The organism is Gluconobacter sp. Dm-73 (assembly GCF_018256215.1).
Taxonomy (GTDB): Bacteria; Pseudomonadota; Alphaproteobacteria; order Acetobacterales; family Acetobacteraceae; genus Gluconobacter; species Gluconobacter cadivus.
Genome location: NZ_JAERLW010000009.1, coordinates 133,255 through 150,219, shown reverse-complemented (window position 1 = coordinate 150,219; position 16,965 = coordinate 133,255). Strand labels below are relative to the sequence as shown.

The 16,965-nt window shown below is 59.3% G+C and carries 14 protein-coding genes and 1 pseudogene; 8 read left to right on the top strand and 7 right to left on the bottom strand.

Features of this window, described 5'->3' with window-relative positions:
• Both JK176_RS11040 and JK176_RS11035 read right to left on the bottom strand, forming a co-directional pair.
• Window positions 1-292: pseudogene (locus tag JK176_RS11040) on the bottom strand (hypothetical protein); the annotation flags it as partial.
• Between the two features lie 113 nt (window positions 293-405).
• Window positions 406-951, bottom strand: a complete 546-nt coding sequence (locus tag JK176_RS11035) for a DUF721 domain-containing protein (protein ID WP_062032570.1) — start codon at window positions 949-951, stop codon at window positions 406-408.
• Between the two features lie 10 nt (window positions 952-961).
• On the opposite strand from JK176_RS11035, the gene mutY reads away from it, so the two are divergent.
• From mutY to JK176_RS11020, 3 genes are all read left to right on the top strand, one after another.
• The gene (gene mutY, locus JK176_RS11030) at window positions 962-2,020 is read left to right on the top strand and encodes an A/G-specific adenine glycosylase (RefSeq protein ID WP_211587900.1); all 1,059 of its coding nucleotides are present in this window, start codon (window positions 962-964) and stop codon (window positions 2,018-2,020) included.
• On the top strand, window positions 2,020-2,658 hold the full coding sequence (locus JK176_RS11025) for a hypothetical protein (RefSeq protein WP_211587899.1): 639 nt from the start codon (window positions 2,020-2,022) through the stop codon (window positions 2,656-2,658). The genes mutY and JK176_RS11025 overlap by 1 nt, the downstream gene beginning before the upstream one ends.
• 575 nt (window positions 2,659-3,233) lie before the next feature.
• Window positions 3,234-4,925 (top strand): alpha-keto acid decarboxylase family protein, encoded by a 1,692-nt coding sequence (locus JK176_RS11020; protein WP_194262983.1) that lies wholly within the window; start codon window positions 3,234-3,236, stop codon window positions 4,923-4,925.
• 104 nt (window positions 4,926-5,029) lie between these two features.
• On the opposite strand, the gene JK176_RS11015 is transcribed toward JK176_RS11020, so the two are convergent.
• Window positions 5,030-6,094, bottom strand: a complete 1,065-nt coding sequence (locus JK176_RS11015; protein WP_099285912.1) for a transporter — start codon at window positions 6,092-6,094, stop codon at window positions 5,030-5,032.
• A 242-nt stretch (window positions 6,095-6,336) separates the two neighbouring features.
• On the opposite strand from JK176_RS11015, the gene JK176_RS11010 reads away from it, so the two are divergent.
• From JK176_RS11010 to JK176_RS11000, 3 genes are all read left to right on the top strand, one after another.
• Entirely contained in the window at window positions 6,337-6,699 is a 363-nt protein-coding gene (locus JK176_RS11010) for a hypothetical protein (protein ID WP_211587898.1), read from the top strand.
• A gap of 94 nt (window positions 6,700-6,793) precedes the next feature.
• The gene (gene ahcY / locus JK176_RS11005; RefSeq protein ID WP_062107190.1) at window positions 6,794-8,089 is read left to right on the top strand and encodes an adenosylhomocysteinase; all 1,296 of its coding nucleotides are present in this window, start codon (window positions 6,794-6,796) and stop codon (window positions 8,087-8,089) included.
• Window positions 8,090-8,162: 73 nt separating this feature from the next.
• The gene (locus JK176_RS11000) at window positions 8,163-8,543 is read left to right on the top strand and encodes a DUF3597 domain-containing protein (protein WP_211587897.1); all 381 of its coding nucleotides are present in this window, start codon (window positions 8,163-8,165) and stop codon (window positions 8,541-8,543) included.
• Between the two features lie 69 nt (window positions 8,544-8,612).
• Here the strand turns inward: JK176_RS11000 and JK176_RS10995 are convergent, their stop codons facing one another.
• From JK176_RS10995 to sucB, 4 genes are all read right to left on the bottom strand, one after another.
• Window positions 8,613-9,788 (bottom strand): histidine-type phosphatase, encoded by a 1,176-nt coding sequence (locus JK176_RS10995; protein ID WP_211587896.1) that lies wholly within the window; start codon window positions 9,786-9,788, stop codon window positions 8,613-8,615.
• Window positions 9,785-12,049 carry a TonB-dependent receptor gene (locus tag JK176_RS10990; protein WP_211587895.1) on the bottom strand — a complete coding sequence of 755 codons (2,265 nt, stop codon included), beginning with the start codon at window positions 12,047-12,049 and terminating at the stop codon, window positions 9,785-9,787. The genes JK176_RS10995 and JK176_RS10990 overlap by 4 nt, the downstream gene beginning before the upstream one ends.
• A 143-nt stretch (window positions 12,050-12,192) precedes the next feature.
• A complete protein-coding gene (locus JK176_RS10985) occupies window positions 12,193-13,203 on the bottom strand; it encodes a L,D-transpeptidase (RefSeq protein WP_211587894.1) in 1,011 nt (336 codons plus the stop codon).
• Between the two features lie 114 nt (window positions 13,204-13,317).
• Window positions 13,318-14,418 (bottom strand): dihydrolipoyllysine-residue succinyltransferase, encoded by a 1,101-nt coding sequence (gene sucB / locus JK176_RS10980; RefSeq protein WP_211587893.1) that lies wholly within the window; start codon window positions 14,416-14,418, stop codon window positions 13,318-13,320.
• 167 nt (window positions 14,419-14,585) lie between these two features.
• Between sucB and JK176_RS10975 the strand changes: the two genes are divergently transcribed.
• Together JK176_RS10975 and JK176_RS10970 are read left to right on the top strand one after the other, a co-directional pair.
• A complete protein-coding gene (locus JK176_RS10975) occupies window positions 14,586-15,233 on the top strand; it encodes a gluconate 2-dehydrogenase subunit 3 family protein (RefSeq protein ID WP_211587892.1) in 648 nt (215 codons plus the stop codon).
• On the top strand, window positions 15,230-16,777 hold the full coding sequence (locus JK176_RS10970) for a GMC family oxidoreductase (RefSeq protein ID WP_249194446.1): 1,548 nt from the start codon (window positions 15,230-15,232) through the stop codon (window positions 16,775-16,777). Before JK176_RS10975 ends, JK176_RS10970 begins: the two co-directional genes overlap by 4 nt.
• Window positions 16,778-16,965: the final 188 nt, after the last annotated feature.

Below are 16,965 nucleotides of genomic sequence, written 5' to 3'. Positions count from 1 at the left end.
AGCCGGGACGGCCACCGCCATAGCCACCGCCGCCCCAGCCTCCATGATATCCGCCACCGGGAGGGCGGAACCCACCTCCGCCCGGACCATGAAAGCCACCTCCCATACCACCGGGTCCCATACCACCACCGTGAAAGCCCCCACCGGGGCCTCCGCCGCCATGAAAGCCTCCGCCTCCGCCACCCGGACCTCCGCCCGGTCCGCCCCCATGCTGGGCAAAAGCGGGAACGGAAATCGTGGACGCCAGCAAGGCCAGCATCAGTGCAGCGGCCGGTCTATATGTGAGGGTCATGGCAAGTCTCCTGCGGGAAAGCCCGATCATATGTCCCATATCGGCATTACCAGATCGTGTAGGAAGAGGGCATTTCCATGACGAAACAACTTGTTTCACGTGAAACACTTCCGTCACCTTCGCTTCCGCTTCGCGCCAAGATGCCCCCCAAGGCTTTCCAGCGCCAGACGAAGCTCCTCGTCCTCGATATCCGGCACTTCGATCTGCAACGGTTTCGGGCGCTTCGGCGTCGGCCGTTCGAACGCCACCAGATCCTGAACAATCTTCAGACGCTCGATCCCATATTCGCCCCGCAGCCCACACGCCACATTGATGCGCTCGATAATCTGCGGCGCAAGATGCTGAAGCTCCATGGCAATCGGCCCCGCACAGGCCAGCGTCAGCGTTCCCGCAGACAAACGGCGCGGTTCGGTCTGTTTGGACAGACGCGGACCGACAAAATCCGCCCAGTCCATCATCAGGCGCGCCAGAACCGGCGGCTTCTTCTTGAAGACAGGCTGCGTCAGCGCCTGAACGAAAGACCCGATCTGCTTCGTGCCAGAACGACGCGGCGTCCAGTTACGATCAGGCGCGGGAACCCAGCCATCAGGCTCCTGCGCCGGTTTCTTTCGGGCTGTATTTCGTAACGGGCGCTTGTCCGAACCGCGATCCTTCGTCATATCCGTTCCCGTGACTCCTGATGCATCCGCCCTGCTGCGCTGGTACGACCACCACCGCCGCGCCCTTCCTTGGCGCAGCCTGCCCGGCCAGCGTCCAGACCCGTATGCCGTCTGGCTGAGCGAAATTATGCTCCAGCAGACAACCGTCAAAGCCGTCATATCCTATTACGAGCGCTTTCTCACGCATTACCCTACAGTTCAGGACCTCGCGGCGGCTCCGCTCGAAGACGTCCTGCACCTCTGGGCCGGCCTCGGCTACTATGCCCGTGCCCGCAATCTCCATGCCTGTGCGAAACGGGTCTCCGAACGCGGCGGCTTCCCAGACACGGTCACAGAGTTACTGACCCTCCCCGGAATCGGCGCCTACACGGCCCGCGCCATTGCCGCCATCGCCTTTGGGCGCCCCGTCGTCCCCGTTGACGGCAACGTCGAACGCGTCACGGCCCGCCTCAACGCAACCGAAGAGCCGCTCCCGGCTGCACGCCCGCTTCTGGCAAAACAGGCCGCACTCCTGAACGCCGACCCTGTCGCCCAAAGCCGTCCCTCCGACTTCGCACAGGCCCTGTTCGACCTCGGCGCAACGATCTGCACACCCCGCAATCCCGCCTGTCTGACCTGCCCCTGGCAGACCTCCTGCATCGCCCATGCAAGCGGGATCGCAGCCCGACTCCCGGCCAAACAGCTCAAACAGACACCCCCCACCCGCTACGGCGCACATTTCCTCTTGCATGATACCGACGGCCAGATCCTGCTGCGAACCCGCCCTCCCACAGGCCTGCTGGGCGGCATGGACGAGCTTCCCGGAACGGACTGGCGCAGCGCACCCTGGAGCGAAAACGAAGCCCTCACCCATGCGCCCTGCCTGACCGACTGGACCCGCAAAGGCGAAATCCGCCACGTCTTCACCCATTTCACCCTGTTCCTCACGGTCTATGAAGCTTGCCTTCCACAGGGCCATAATGCAGGGATCGATTCCTCTTTCGGCACGTTCCGTTCCACGAAACGCGCCGCCCTGCCCGGCGTCATGAAGAAATGTCTGGCCCTCACCCAACAGCCTTCGGAGACATGATGACTGAGACCCCTCCGACACTCCGCCTCTGGTTCATGGACTGGTTCGGCTGGATGCTCGATCACGACTCCCTGAAAGACGCCCTATGCCGCACTCCCTTTAAGGAAGGGCGCCTTCCGGGCCTCAGCGCTACCGTCCCACTACCCTTCCAGCTTCCCTGTAACCCGAGTCTAGAAAAGCGGATTTCACTGCCCCGCCCCTTTCCTGAAATGGAACTCAGGGAGCTTGCCTCGAACCATGTGGTCTTTTTCATCCCACAAACCGGAACCTATCTGAGAAGCTCCCCGACGGGTCCGAATTCAATAGACCTCTGGGCTCCCGAACCCAAAGAATGGGAAAAGTTCTTCCCCATGACAATGGAAATGCTGCGCGGCCTCTCCCTGTTCCTGAGGTCCGATCTCATCAACCTGCAAGACGACGCGGGAAATGCCCTGCCTGCCCCCACGCTCCAGCAAGGATTCGTGCTCCAGTTTGGCGACAGGACCCTCCCATTGTTCCTGAACACGACAACCCTGATCCAGATCGGCCAGATCATGCCAGGCGCCATCGCCAAAATCGCACTGACATGGGATACCGACGCCCAACCTGTCCATTTTACCGTATCCCGCGAAACACCCACCCAATCAGAAATAGTATAAAAATATCCCTATAAACGAAATATATGGAAAGATTTCTCCCATATATTCGACACACCATGACAAATTCTGCTATTTAAAATACCTGAACAAGACCGTTTCAGTCCTTATAATTTTCACAGAAATTGTCTGTCTGTATTGTATTCTCCCTCACGTGAAAGGGTTTTTTCAATTAATTGTAATTTTTGATCGATGTCCTTCACAGACAGAATTTTTGTTCTAAACATTTATGCGTCTGAAGCAGGCGGGTATTTCATACGAAGCCGGTCTGTTTTCCGGCTGTCATGGGAAGATATGTCGCCAACTGGTTCTTTTCTTGCCGTTTTCAGGGACCGTCTCAACGGACCGGACCGTTTATTGTCTTACCCCACCCATTATTTAACGACAGACAATCGCTATCCCGGATTTTATAATTTTCCGCTATCCCTGACAGTACATCATCCCTCGCAACTCTGCTTCAGACACCAGCCCGCAACCTGCCATCCGCCTGTCTCTGGTCGGATGACTGCATGGTCCTGTCAGCACGCCAGACCATCCAGTCATCTGACCGTCCCTATGGCTCCTGAGGTATCGAAATCATGACCTACACTGTCGGACATTATCTTTCCGAACGCCTGACGCAGATCGGCCTGAAGCATCATTTTGCCGTCGCAGGTGACTACAACCTCGTTCTGCTCGACCAAATGATCGAACAGGGCGGCACCAAGCAGATCTATGACTGTAACGAGCTGAACTGCTCCTTCGCCGCCGAAGGCTATGCCCGCGCCAATGGCGCCGCCGCAGCCATCATCACCTTCAGCGTCGGCGCCATTTCCGCCATGAACGGTCTGGGCGGTGCTTACGCCGAGAACCTGCCGATCCTCGTGATTTCCGGCGCGCCAAACACTAACGATCACGGTTCGGGCCACGTCCTGCATCACACGATCGGCACGACCGAATACAGCTACCAGATGGAAATGGCGAAGCACGTTACCTGTGCCGCCGAAAGCATCACCTCCGCTGAAACAGCGCCGGCAAAGATCGACCACGTCATCCGCACCATGCTGCGCGAGAAGAAGCCGGCCTATCTCGAAATCGCCTGTAACGTCTCGGCCGCACCCTGTGTCCGTCCGGGTCCGGTGTCGTCCCTGCACGCCCATCCACGCCCCGACGAAGCCAGCCTCAAGGCCGCTCTGGACGAGAGCCTGAGCTTCCTCGACAAGGCCAGCAAGGTCGCCATCCTCGTCGGCACCAAGCTGCGTGCCGCCGAAGCGCTCAAGGAAACCGTCGAGCTGGCCGACAAGCTCGGCTGCCCCGTGACGGTCATGGCCGCCGCCAAGAGCTACTTTCCCGAAACGCATCCCGGCTTCCGGGGCGTCTACTGGGGCGATGTCAGCAGCCCCGGTGCCCAGGAGATCATCGAAGGCGCCGATGCCGTGATCTGCCTTGCTCCCGTCTGGAACGACTACTCCTCGGGCGGCTGGAAGAGTATTATCCGCGGCGAAAAGGTTCTCGAAATCGATCCGGACCGCGTGACCGTCAACGGCAAGACCTTCGACGGCTTCCGCCTCAAGGAATTCGTCAAAGCCCTGAGCGAGAAGGCCCCGAAGAAGTCCGCAGCTCTGACCGGCGAATACAAGCCCGTCATCCTGCCGAAGGCCGATCAGGCCAAACCGCTGACCAACGACGAAATGACCCGCCAGATCAACGAACTGGTCGACGGCAACACCACCCTTTTCGCCGAGACCGGCGACTCATGGTTCAACGCCATGCGTATGCACCTTCCCGAAGGTGCGAAGGTCGAGACGGAAATGCAGTGGGGCCATATCGGCTGGTCCGTTCCGTCCATGTTCGGCAACGCCACCGGCTCGCCGGAGCGCAAGCATGTGCTGATGGTCGGTGACGGCTCCTTCCAGCTCACCGCGCAGGAAGTGGCCCAGATGGTCCGCTACGAACTGCCGGTCATCATCTTCCTCGTGAACAACCACGGCTACGTCATCGAAATCGCCATCCATGACGGCCCGTACAACTACATCCAGAACTGGGACTACGCCGCTCTAATGCAGTGCTTCAATCAGGGCGTCCCCGGCGAGGAAAGCGGCAAGTACGGTCTCGGCCTGCATGCCACGACGGGCGAAGAACTGGCCGAAGCCATCGCCAAGGCCAAGAAGAACACCCGCGGCCCGACCCTCATCGAGTGCAAACTCGACCGGACGGACTGCACCAAGACACTGGTCCAGTGGGGCAAGGCTGTTGCAGCCGCAAACTCCCGCAAGCCCCAAAATACCTGATCAACACCTGATCAACACCTGATCATAATCAGGTCTCTAACGAAAAACCCCCGTGTCAGACACGGGGGTTTTTTCTTTTGTACCGTATAAAAACCTGACAACCATCAGAGCAGACGCGCCACCTTCATGAACAGAAACGTCACGCTCATGAAGACGAAACAGACAATGCCTGCCTCCACGGTCCCCAAAGACCCCTGAGCCAGAAACATCCCGCCGGTATTCATCCCGAAGAAGCCGGTTACAAATGTCGCGGGCAGCATCAACGTGGTCCCGACGGAAACGATATACAGCCGCCGGTTGGTCTCTTCCGCCTGATTAGACCCAAGCTCATCCTGCAATGACCGCGCACGGTCCTGAAGCGCAATCAGATCGTCCAGAGCCGCATGAACCTGCCGCTCCGCACGGTCCCGGAGTTCGTCCTCCGCCCAGTCCGGAAGATCCAGATCCTCGTCTTTCAGAACGCGGTCAATTGGCGTCACAACCCGGCGCAGCTCGGTCGCACGACGACGCACCTTGCCCACAATACTCCCCAGATGCCCCAGATCGGAACGATGCTCGATCAGCAGGAGCACATCTTCCGCCCGATCCAGCTCATCATCCAGATGCCCGAGCTGACGCCGAACAGTTCCGGTAAATTCCCGCAAGGCCCGGTCAATAATCCCCGCAGGCGTTCTGGGAATCTGATCCGGCCTCAGGGAGCGATAGGCCGCCCCCAGTACCGGAATGGGATTGCGTCGCGTCGTAATCAGCAGATCCGGGCGCATCGCAAACCGCCAGGCACAGATCTCCCGGTCTTCTTCGGACAGCGCATCGTCAAAGGCGGGCAGCGCCCCCCAGATCAGATCCTCGAACGCCTCAAGCGCAATGCCATATTCCGTCTCGGCCAGCATGGCACAAACGTCTTCGGGCAAATCCGGCAGATGTGCGACATAGCCCCGCGCCGAACTATGCACCGTATCGAAATGCAGCCAGTACCAGCCTTCGTTCTCAAGCGGGCGTCCCGGCGCCAGAAGCGCCTCCACCTCAGCCGATCCCAGCGTCCGCAGTTCCTGTCCCGGAACGGCATGCACCGCCCAGACAAGCCCGTTTGCGAACGCAGGCGCGCCGGTTTCCTGATGCTGTGGGTCCAGAACCGTGAAGGGGAAGTTGTAGGCAGTGCTGTCTGACACGACATCCTCCTGTTTTCAGGGGGTTCAGGACCGGCAGAACCGGCATGCAGGTTCAACAGAAACGACAGGGCGACACGCCCTCTCCGGCTTCTCGCATGCCCTGCATATAGACGCAATATACCCGTATTTCCGCACCCAAACCGTCACGGAAATGCAACTCCATCCCAAACAGACAGTTAAAACACCATATCGCAATGAGTCTGCCCCGACATACGGGCACGCTCCTCCGGAAAGGAATATCCATGTCCATCCGCACAGCATTCTTCGCCACAAGCCTTCTGCTCGGAACCGCAATCGCCGCTCCTGCAATGGCTCAGGCTGTCAGCGCACCCAGCAACGATCAGCCACAGACCTCAACCTCCGCGATCCAGAAAGCGCAGAACTCCACAATCAGCCAGCCGAACAACGCCTTGCCGACCAACCCGCGCACCATAGCGGAACAGCCGGACCAGCCCGCTCCCGCAGCCCCCAGCCCCATGACCCGCAGCACGAACGAAACCGGTCCCGTCCCGTCGAACCAGAAGGACATACACACGCTTCCCGGCAAGCACCATCACACGCATAAAAAGACGTCCGCCCCAAGCAAGACGTCCGCGCCGGAATAAGAGGTAAAAGCCTATTGCCGGGCCCGCCCTTTGCGCGGGTCCGCCAAGCCTTTATACAGGCAGCCATCCAAAGATGGGCAGCAAGGGCCATTTCATGACGACGCAGGATTACAAGGTTCGCGACATTACTCTGGCAGACTGGGGCCGCAAGGAAATCTCCATTGCCGAAGGCGAAATGCCGGGCCTGATGGCTCTTCGCGAAGAGTACAAGGACACACAGCCGCTCAAGGGCGCCCGCATCGCTGGGTGTCTGCACATGACCATCCAGACCGCCGTTCTGATCGAGACGCTGATCGACCTCGGCGCCACGGTCCGCTGGTCCTCATGCAACATCTTCTCCACACAGGATCACGCCGCCGCCGCCATCGCCGCAGCGAACATCCCCGTCTTCGCCTGGAAGGGTCTGACGGAAGAGGAGTTCAACTGGTGCATCGAGCAGACCATCCACGGTCCCGATGGCTGGACGCCGAACATGATCCTCGATGATGGTGGCGATCTCACCATCATGATGCACGACAAATACCCCGAAATGCTCAAGGACGTGCGCGGCATCTCCGAAGAGACAACAACGGGCGTGCATCGTCTGTGGGAAATGTCCAAGAAGGGCACGCTGAAGGTTCCGGCCATCAACGTGAACGACAGCGTCACGAAGTCCAAGTTCGACAACCTGTATGGCTGCCGTGAGAGCCTCGTGGACGCGATCCGTCGCGGCACGGACGTCATGATGGCTGGCAAGGTCGCCGTGGTTGCCGGTTACGGTGACGTGGGCAAGGGCTCCGCTGCCTCCCTGCGCAACGCAGGCTGCCGCGTGCTCGTGACCGAAGTCGATCCGATCTGCGCCCTTCAGGCCGCCATGGAAGGCTATGAAGTCGTCACGATGGAAAACGCTGCCCCGCGCGGCGACATTTTCGTCACCTGCACCGGCAACGTGGACATCATCACGATCGACCATGTGCGTGAGATGAAGGACCGCGCTATCGTCTGCAACATCGGTCACTTCGACAGCGAAATCCAGGTCGAAGCCCTGCGCAACTATCGCTGGAACAACATCAAGCCGCAGGTCGACGAGATCGAACTGGCTCCGAACCGCCGCATCATCCTTCTGTCCGAAGGCCGTCTGGTGAATTTGGGCAACGCAACGGGCCACCCGTCCTTCGTGATGTCCGCATCCTTCACCAACCAGACCCTGGCGCAGATCGAACTGTGGACGGCAAAGCCCGGCCAGTACGAAGTCAAGGTCTACACCCTGCCGAAGTCTCTGGACGAGAAGGTTGCTGCCCTGCACCTCGCAAAGGTCGGCGCAGAACTTTCCAAAATGTCACAGAAACAGGCGGACTACATCGACGTTCCCGTCAACGGTCCGTTCAAACACGAAGAATACCGCTACTAAGACGAGGCCGGTCAGGAAGGGCGAAACCCGGTTGCGCCCTTCCAGATTTCCTTAACCAGCAGGAGTTACACCCATGGGTCTTTTCAGCACGATCATGTCCAAGATCTTCGGACATGCAGAAGCCGCCACACCGTCTACCACAGCCGCTCCGGCTGAAGCAGCCGCCGCTCCCGCAGCAGCAGCCCCGGGAGCAGCGCCCGTGGATGTGGACGCCGTCCTGTCCGGTCTGGCAGCAAATGCAGGCCAGCCGCTGAACTACAAGACTTCCATCGTGGATCTCCTGAAGCTGCTCGGCCTCGACAGCTCGCTCCAGTCCCGTAAGGAACTGGCAGGCGAGCTGCATTATTCGGGCAGCACGGACGACACCGCGACGATGAACGTCTGGCTCATCAAGCAGGTCTATGCCGAGCTGGCCAAGAATGGCGGCAAGGTTCCGGCTGACTGGACGCACTGATCCGCGTCCTCTCCATCACGAAAAAAGCCCGGCTGGTGACAGCCGGGCTTTTTTTATGAAACGCTGACCTTAGGGAAGGATCGCATTCCTCGGCTCAAGCGTCTGCATCGAACGCTCCACACCGGACGCCTGCCCTGCACGCAGTTCCTCCAGAGACTGATGGAATATCCTCACTCTGACCTCTACATGCCGGTCCGGATAACGCCACCGCTCGAACGCCAGAACCGTATCCGGCGCAGTACTGTCTGGCTGATCGTCAAACGTCCATGACAGCCCGAAGATCGCCGCCAGCGCATCCTGGTTCGTATCGTGCCCCGCCAGAACCAGCAGACGTGTGGAGTCCGTCACACCCGGAATCTCCGGCACCGGACCGTCTGCCAGAAACGCCCGAATGCTCTCGGCCATCACCCCGTTACGCGCCGCCGCCACAACAGGCAGACGCCGCAACATCCGGCTCTCTGCTTCATGAACCGGCAAAACGGTTTTCAGCAGCTCCCGAACGTCCGCTTTGGCAGATCCGAAAACATCCAGCGGAAAGCCTTCGGAATAGAGCAGCGACAGACTTTCCGCCGCCATGCCGCCCGTCGCCACCCCTCCCGAGAGACGCGGGGCGCCTTTCTTCCATTCAAGCACCGCATCATCGCGCAGACACCATGCTGGATGCGCAACACCGTCACACGCGCCGGGCGCCATAAGTGTCTGCAAAGTCTGCAAACCATGTTGAACGTCCGAACTCTTTGAGACGGGCAGCATGGAGGCAAACGCCTGCTCCGTCTCGTGCTTCGACGGCACTGCGCGTCCAGCCGAAATGGCATTGAACACAGGGTCCGGTCCATGCTCCTGCCAGTGTGCAGAAACATGACAGTCCGGAGCCAGTCTCCGCGCCCAGACCTGCCCGGTCTGCTGCGTTCGATGATCCGCACCATCCGCCCAGATCCGCACATTATCGGAACAGGATCGTAACGGATCAAATCCGAGATTCACATAATGCGTCCGGACAGCCTGAACCATGGCCCCAAGCGCCACAGTCCCGTGCGGCGTCATTTCTCCGGGCGCAACAGACCATTCAGGCCAGTCGAAGCCAGTCTTCTCCCGCAACGCCGTTGAAGACGCCGTCGGACTGCGAATCCCGTGTCGCGACAGCAGCACAACTTTTTCCAGAACAGGCCCTGACGGCACGGAGGCACCGCCCGAACATCCCGTCAGGAACAAGGCCAGCAGAAAAACAGAGTGCGTCTTTTTCACGGGAAGGTCGCCGTCATGTTGAAGAAGACGCTACGACCTGCCAGACGCCAGTAAAGCGGCGCATCACCATAAGACTGGTTGCCCGCAAAATCGCTGATGGAGCGGTTGTTGAAGAGGTTGGAAATCTTGAGGCTCGGCGTCACGTCGCGCATGAAACCACCGATATTGTGAATGCGCCACCCCAGTGCCAGATCCGCCGTCACATTGCTGTGGATTTTGTACTGGTTTTCAAACATCGCATTTCCGGCCGCATTCGTGGTACTGTCCAGCCCCCAGTGATGCCCGACATATTTCCCCATCAGTGAGAAATACGGCCCCTTCGGATTTTCATAAAGCAGACCGAACGATGCCAATGAATCCGGCGTCGTCGCAACGCGCACGGTGCTATGTTTGTAGCGCGCATCATTTACGCTGTAATTGCCATAAAGCGAGAAGCCATATCCAATGACATACTGCCCCTCAAGCTCGATGCCTTTATAAATCGCGCCGCCACTATTCACGTATGTGGATGTCGTTCCGATCCCATCGACCTTAATCTGTGCAGAGGCGATATAATTGGAAAAATCGATATAATATCCATCCAGTGACAGCATCCAGTTCTTGCCGTGATAGACCGACCCAACCTGATAATTCAGCGTCGTTTCAGGCTTCACGTTTCCAACCGACTTCACCTGAAAAACCGACATCGGAGGCGCCAGAAAACCGCGCGCGATCTGTGCATAAGCGCTCCAGTTTTTCATAATCCGTTGATTAATCGCAATAGACGGCTGCCAGGATCCATAATGCTGCGTATCATTCAGCGGCACCTTCGTGGACTTGTTGATGGCCGCATCATAGTCCCTTGTGAACATGGAATATTTCACACCCGGCTTGATAACCACCCCCTTCCAGGGGTGAATATCCAGTTCGAGATAGGGCTGAATGGTCGTGTTCAGATCCGAAATATCATAACTGTAAGCCGACCCGGTTTTGGACGGAACCGGTATCGAATTTTTACTCAGATCGAGTGCATAGGTGTACCGACGGTCCTTCTGCACGTCCGCCCATACACCGAACAGAACATCCCCATAAACCGTATGCGCCTTGAATCGTAACGTATCGCCATAAGAACGGAATTTGGCGTCCGCATATTTCCCGGGAATATCATTTGCATAGGTCGCCACCTTTTTCCCGGCCGTATTGTAGAACGTCACCCCGTTCGCAGCCGTGCTCGTCTGGCTGGCATCCGTGCTTTCCGTATAATCATGCTCAAAACCGCTCGTATAAAGCTGGTTCTCCATCGTCAGCCACGACGCAAGACGGCTTTTCAGACTGACGTAATCAAAATCGGACGTGTAGGTGCTGGGGTTATATCCATAATAACACTGCTTAGACGGGTCGTTGCACAGCCCGTAATTCTTTCCGTATTTCGCATATTCCGCGAGCGTCGCGCCCTGCGTCGTAAACTGCCATTCCTTGTTATAGGTCGTCTCCAATGTCAGCGTCGTCTCAGGCGCAAGGTCAATCACGTCTTTGAACATCAGATTGCTCCGGCGTTCTGCCGAATTGGTCAGATATCCGTTCGTTTCCTCATGCTGCATATCGAGAAATGCACGACCAAAGCGCGTCTTGCCACTATCAAATTCGATACCGCCTGCACGTGTATTAAAGCTGCCATAGGTCCCATACAGCGACACACCCCTCTTGGCCGGAGGCGTCTTGGACGTGAAACCCATCGTGCCACCAAAGGTGGCATTACCGATCGTCGAGCCCGTTCCCGGACCGCGATCAATCTGCGCCTCTCCAAGGAAATGCGAAATAAACAAAGACGATGTCGTGTGATGCAGATCGGTAGCATCGCCAAACGGAATACCGTCGAACGTCATGTTGTACTGGCCGTCCTGAAACCCGCGCAGGCTCATCGCCTCCGCTTTACCCATTCCGGGACCGTTAGGATTTTGGGAATAAACGCTCGGCTGAAAGCGGATGATGTCGTCGATGCTGGCAAGCGGAATAATATTGTTGCTCAGAAAGCCGGACTGAATTTTTGATGTCGGCTCCGTAATGTCTAGCGGAACCGTCGCAGGCGCAATTCGCGCGGCATGACCCAGAACGGTCAGATTTTCCACACCGGGCGTCGCGTCTTTTTCTTTTCTACTTTTATGCTCCTCATGCTTTTTCTGTTTTGCATCAGGAACATCAGCCTGCGCGCCTCCTCCCAGAAACAGGGCACCGGCAAAGCACCCGGAAAGCAGGATATGGTTACGCATCTTGAACGTCATGGGGAGTGGGCTCCAGTGATTGGCGCGCACTCCATACGGAAGGCTTCAGGTCAGGAAAACTGCTTTACCGTTCCTGAAATAAAACATTCACACGTTTTACTTCAAATCTTCATACTTATTTTGAAATATTTCTTATTTTATATTTACGGCAACGGCCTTTTATCTGCAATAGGGTCAATCTTCGGCTCGGTCAGTGGTCCTGAATCCACCACAACCACCAGATCTCCCGCAATCGGCGTGGGCTGCCGATCTTTTGGAAGCAGCGCCTGAAAACGCGGATCGTAGCTGGCAGCCTGTTCATACAGAGCGTCGATCAACCCGTAATGATCCATGAACTTGTTCATGGTCGCCGGAATACGAATGCAGCCTTCCGACGCCGGATGCCCCAGACGCCATTCAAGAAACTGCGGGTCCGTCGCATGGATCTCCAGCCGGATCTGCCCGGTTTCATGTCGCGGCAGCCAGCCCTTCATCGCCGTCTGCCACCCCATGTCCCACACGCGCGATCCCTTCGCGCCGATGCCACGGATGCCGTTCTTGTTTTTGGTGCCTTCCGCCCGGTAGCCCAGACGGTCCGCCGTGTTCTGAAAAACCCCGATCGGGGTAATGTAATAATATTTACGCCCCGTCGTCCCGGTTGAAACCGGCGTCCCGCCAAGAGACTCCCACGGCGCATCCGGCAATGCCAGAACGTAATCCAGATGCTGGATCTGCTCGTTGCGATCCACAACCATAATGAGCTGCGGCCGCGAAATCGGCATATTCGCCTGCGTTACCTGCTCCTTCGCAAGAGTCAGAAACGCCCGGCGGCGCTCAGGCGTATAGGTGCTGAACCCCTTAATATTATGCTTCATCAGCACAGCAAGACGCGACGCCTCCTCCCGCGCGGCCTCATCGGACACAACCGGCAGATCCGGAATATCCAGAGGCGGCGGTGCCAGATCGGGCCGCGGAGGCGTATCGGTCGGCGGATTGCTGGCTGGCGGCGGGACTGACACTCCCAAGGACGGCGTCGTATCCGGCTGATGGCCGGACAGTTCCGGGCCCGCGCCATCTGGTCGCGCACAGGCTGCTAGTGGTGCCAACCCCACAATCATTGTTGTGGACGCACATAACAGAACTGCAAACCGCGTCAGTCTGGAAACATCACGCATCTTCAGGGCACCATCCTCGGGTTCGGAACAACAGACAGAACGCGAGGGAGCAGAGACCTGTCCGGCGTTCGGCATGACTGGAACGTCTTCAACGCACCAGCCACGCAAAAGGCATCACAGATCCAGAAGCAGGCGCCTCGGATCTTCCACAAGCTGCTTGATCCGGACGAGGAAGCTCACCGCTTCCCGCCCGTCCACGATCCGGTGATCGTAGGACAGCGCAACATACATCATCGGCCGGATCACGATCTGTCCGTCCCGCACGACCGGACGGTCCTGAATGGCATGCATCCCCAGAATGCCCGACTGCGGCGTGTTCAGGATCGGCGTAGACAGCAGCGAACCAAAAATCCCGCCATTCGTGATGGAGAACGTCCCGTGCGACAGTTCCTCCAGCTTCAGACCGCCCGTCCGCGCCCGCTTGCCGTAATCGGCGATGCGACGCTCCAGCTCGGCAAAGCTCATCTGATCGGCGTCATGCAGCACCGGTACCACCAGCCCGCGCTCCGTGCCTACCGCAATGCCCAGATTGACGAAATCGCGATAGACGATCTCATCGCCTTCGATCTGCGCATTGATCGCCGGATAATCCTTCAGCGCGCCCACCACGGCCCGCGCGAAAAAGGACATGAAGCCCAGACGCGCCCCGTCATGCTTCTTCTCGAACTCGTCCTTGTATTCCGCCCGCAGCGCCTTGGCGGCTGACATGTCGATCTCGTTGAACGTCGTCAGAATGGCCGCGGTGTTCTGCGCCGCCTTCAGATTCCGCGCGATCGTCTGACGCAGACGGCTCATGGGAACCCGACGCTCCCGCGCTTCATGTGAGAACAGCTTGGGGGCCGGGGTAACGGAAACAGGCTTCGGCGCCTCAGGAGCAGGAGGTGTAACACGCCCAGAGGATGCGACAGGTTCCGGAGCCGCAGCCTTGGGAACAGGAGCCGGTTCAGCCGCGGCAGGTTCAGGCGCAGCCGGTGCGTCCGCCGTCTCGTCCACCGCCCCCAGCAGACCGCCGATTTCGACTTCCGTGCCCACCGCCACACAGTCTTCCAGACGCCCGGCGGAAGGGGCAGTCACTTCAACACTGACCTTGTCCGTCTCCAGTTCAACGATGGTCTCGTCATGCTGCACATAGTCGCCGGAGTTTTTAAGCCACCGCGCGACAGTCGCAGTCGTCAGGCTTTCTCCAAGCGCCGGAACCCTGATTTCGACCGTCATGCTGCTTCCCTGTCTTGCGTCCCGCCGCGAAGCGGGGAAATGTCTGTGCCGTACCCGGCACTCTGTCCGGAAAAGGTTAAGAATGCAGAATACTGCATCTTCGTTCCCAGTGGGAGGCGGAACCCTCCCCGTCGCCGGACTTTGAAACCAAAACACAGGAGGCCGCAATGTCCCACCCGCCCGACCGTCCTGAAATTCTGGACTCCGACCATCTTTCCGCCCGTACCCGCGAGATCCTGACATCGCGGCTTTCGGTCTCCACCGCACAGCCGCGCACCCTGTCGCTCCGGGCCTATGCCGTCCTCGACGCGCTGCTGCCCGTCCTGCTCCCGCTGGACGAAATCCTGCCTCCCGGCACCGACATCGCCATGACGGTCCGGATCGACGCCGCGCTCTCCGGCCCCCGCGATGGCTGGCGTTTCGCGGACCTCCCGCCCGATGCCGAAGCCTGGGAATCCGCCCTCCTGACCCTCGACGACGTCGCAGCCGAACAGCACGGACTCGCCTTCATCCACCTGGCCCCGGACCTACGCGGCACCCTGCTCGACGCCGTCATGGACGGGCAGATCGGTCTCGAACGCGAAGGCCGTCTCACGGCATCCCAGATGAAACGCTGGTCTGGAGACCTGCGTGGCGAGGTCGTGGACTGCGTCATGAGCGACGCGCGCATCCAACAGGCACTCGGCATTTCCTCCAGCCTCACCGGCGGCGACACTGTCTTTCAGGGCTTCACCGAAGTCGGCCCCGACAGCCGCGAGTCCTTTGAACCCAAAGCCACCGCTCCCCTTCTCCAGATGGCAGAGTCCAGCGAATGAGCAGTACGACCGTCATAAAGACATTCGCCGAAACGGACATCGTCGATACCCTCATCATCGGCAGTGGTGCCGGTGGCGCGCCGCTGGCCGCAGAACTCGCCCGCAACGGCAAAAGCGTCGTGGTGCTGGAAGCCGGACCCGCTTTCCCCGCCACGGGACATACGCCCGACGAAGTGGCCGCCCGCGAACTGTACTGGCTGCATGAACGCCTCTCCGCAGGCACAAACCCTCAGGCTTTCGGTGGCAATAATAGCGGCACCGGTCTTGGCGGCTCCATGCTCCATTACGGTGCCTTCATGCCGCGCATGGACGCCCGCGACTTTCACCTGCATACCGAAACCGGCAAGGGCGTGGACTGGCCCTTCGGTCTGGACGAACTGCTGCCCTATATCGAGCGCGTGGAATCCTTCATCGGCGTCTCCGGTCCCGCCCATTACCCATGGGACCCGGAGCGCCGCTACGCCTATGCACCCCCACCCGCCAATTCCGCCGCCCTCAAAATGCGCGAAGGCTGCGACGCGCTCGGCCTGCGCCACGCAGACGGCCCGGCCGCCCTCATCACACGCGATATCGAACAGCCGCATTTCGGCACCCGCCATGCCTGCGCAAACTGCGGGGCCTGCCATCAGGGCTGCCGCAACGGCGCCAAGTCAGGCACGGACAACACATGGCTCCCCATGGCCGTCGCCTATGGTGCGGAACTACGCCCCGGCTGCTTCGCCCACACGATCGAACGCGACAGCTCCGGCCGCGTGACCGGCGTGGTCTATCGTCAGAACGGCGTCGAGCACCGCCAGAAATGCACAAGCCTCGTCCTCGCCGCCGGTGCCGTCGAAACCCCGCGCCTGCTCCTGACAAACGGCCTCGCCAACAGTTCCGGCCAGGTCGGCCAGAACTACATGACCCATGTCTCCACACAGGTCTGGGGCGAGTTCGACGAAGATATCCGTCCCAATCGCGGTTACCCGTCCCTGACTATCACCGAAGACATGATGCGCCCCAAGGATGCGGATTTCGTCGGCGGCTACCTCGTGCAGTCGCTGGGCATGATGCCCGCAACATGGGGCCAGAACCTCGCCCGCAGCACCACGACACGCGGCCCGGCCTTCGCCCGGGCACTGGCCGGATACAACCGCTCCGCAGGCATGGGCATCAACGGCGAATGCCTGCCCCGCCCCGAAAACCGCGTCACACTCTCGGACGAAAAAGACGCCTTCGGCATCCCCAAACCGCTGATCGAACATTCCTACGGCCCCAATGAATGGGCCATGCACCACCACGCTGCCCGCCTCCTGACGCAGATGTGGGAGGCCGTGGGCGCAAAGGACATCCGCGTCATCGACCGCGCCGCCCACATGATCGGCACCTGCCGCATGGGCACGGACGCCGACAGCAATGTCGTCAATCCGGTCGGCCGCAGTTTCGATATCGACAATCTGTGGATCTCCGATCATTCGATCTTTCCAAGCGCTGCCGCCGCCAACCCGGCTCTGGCCATCATGGCGCTCTCCCTCCGCACTGCGGAGGCCATGCTGAAGGCCTGATTGAAATCTGACATAGATCAAAGTGATCCGGAGCCTGCGCAGGAGTCTTGACACTGCTTCGCGCGCTCCGGTAAGCGAAGGACGACTTTCCGGTGGCGTCCTGTCACCCGGTCTCCCTTTCCTTACGGATGCTTCCTGCTTCCCCCGTCCTGCGAAATCCTCACAGATCACCGCCTGACACAAGCAGT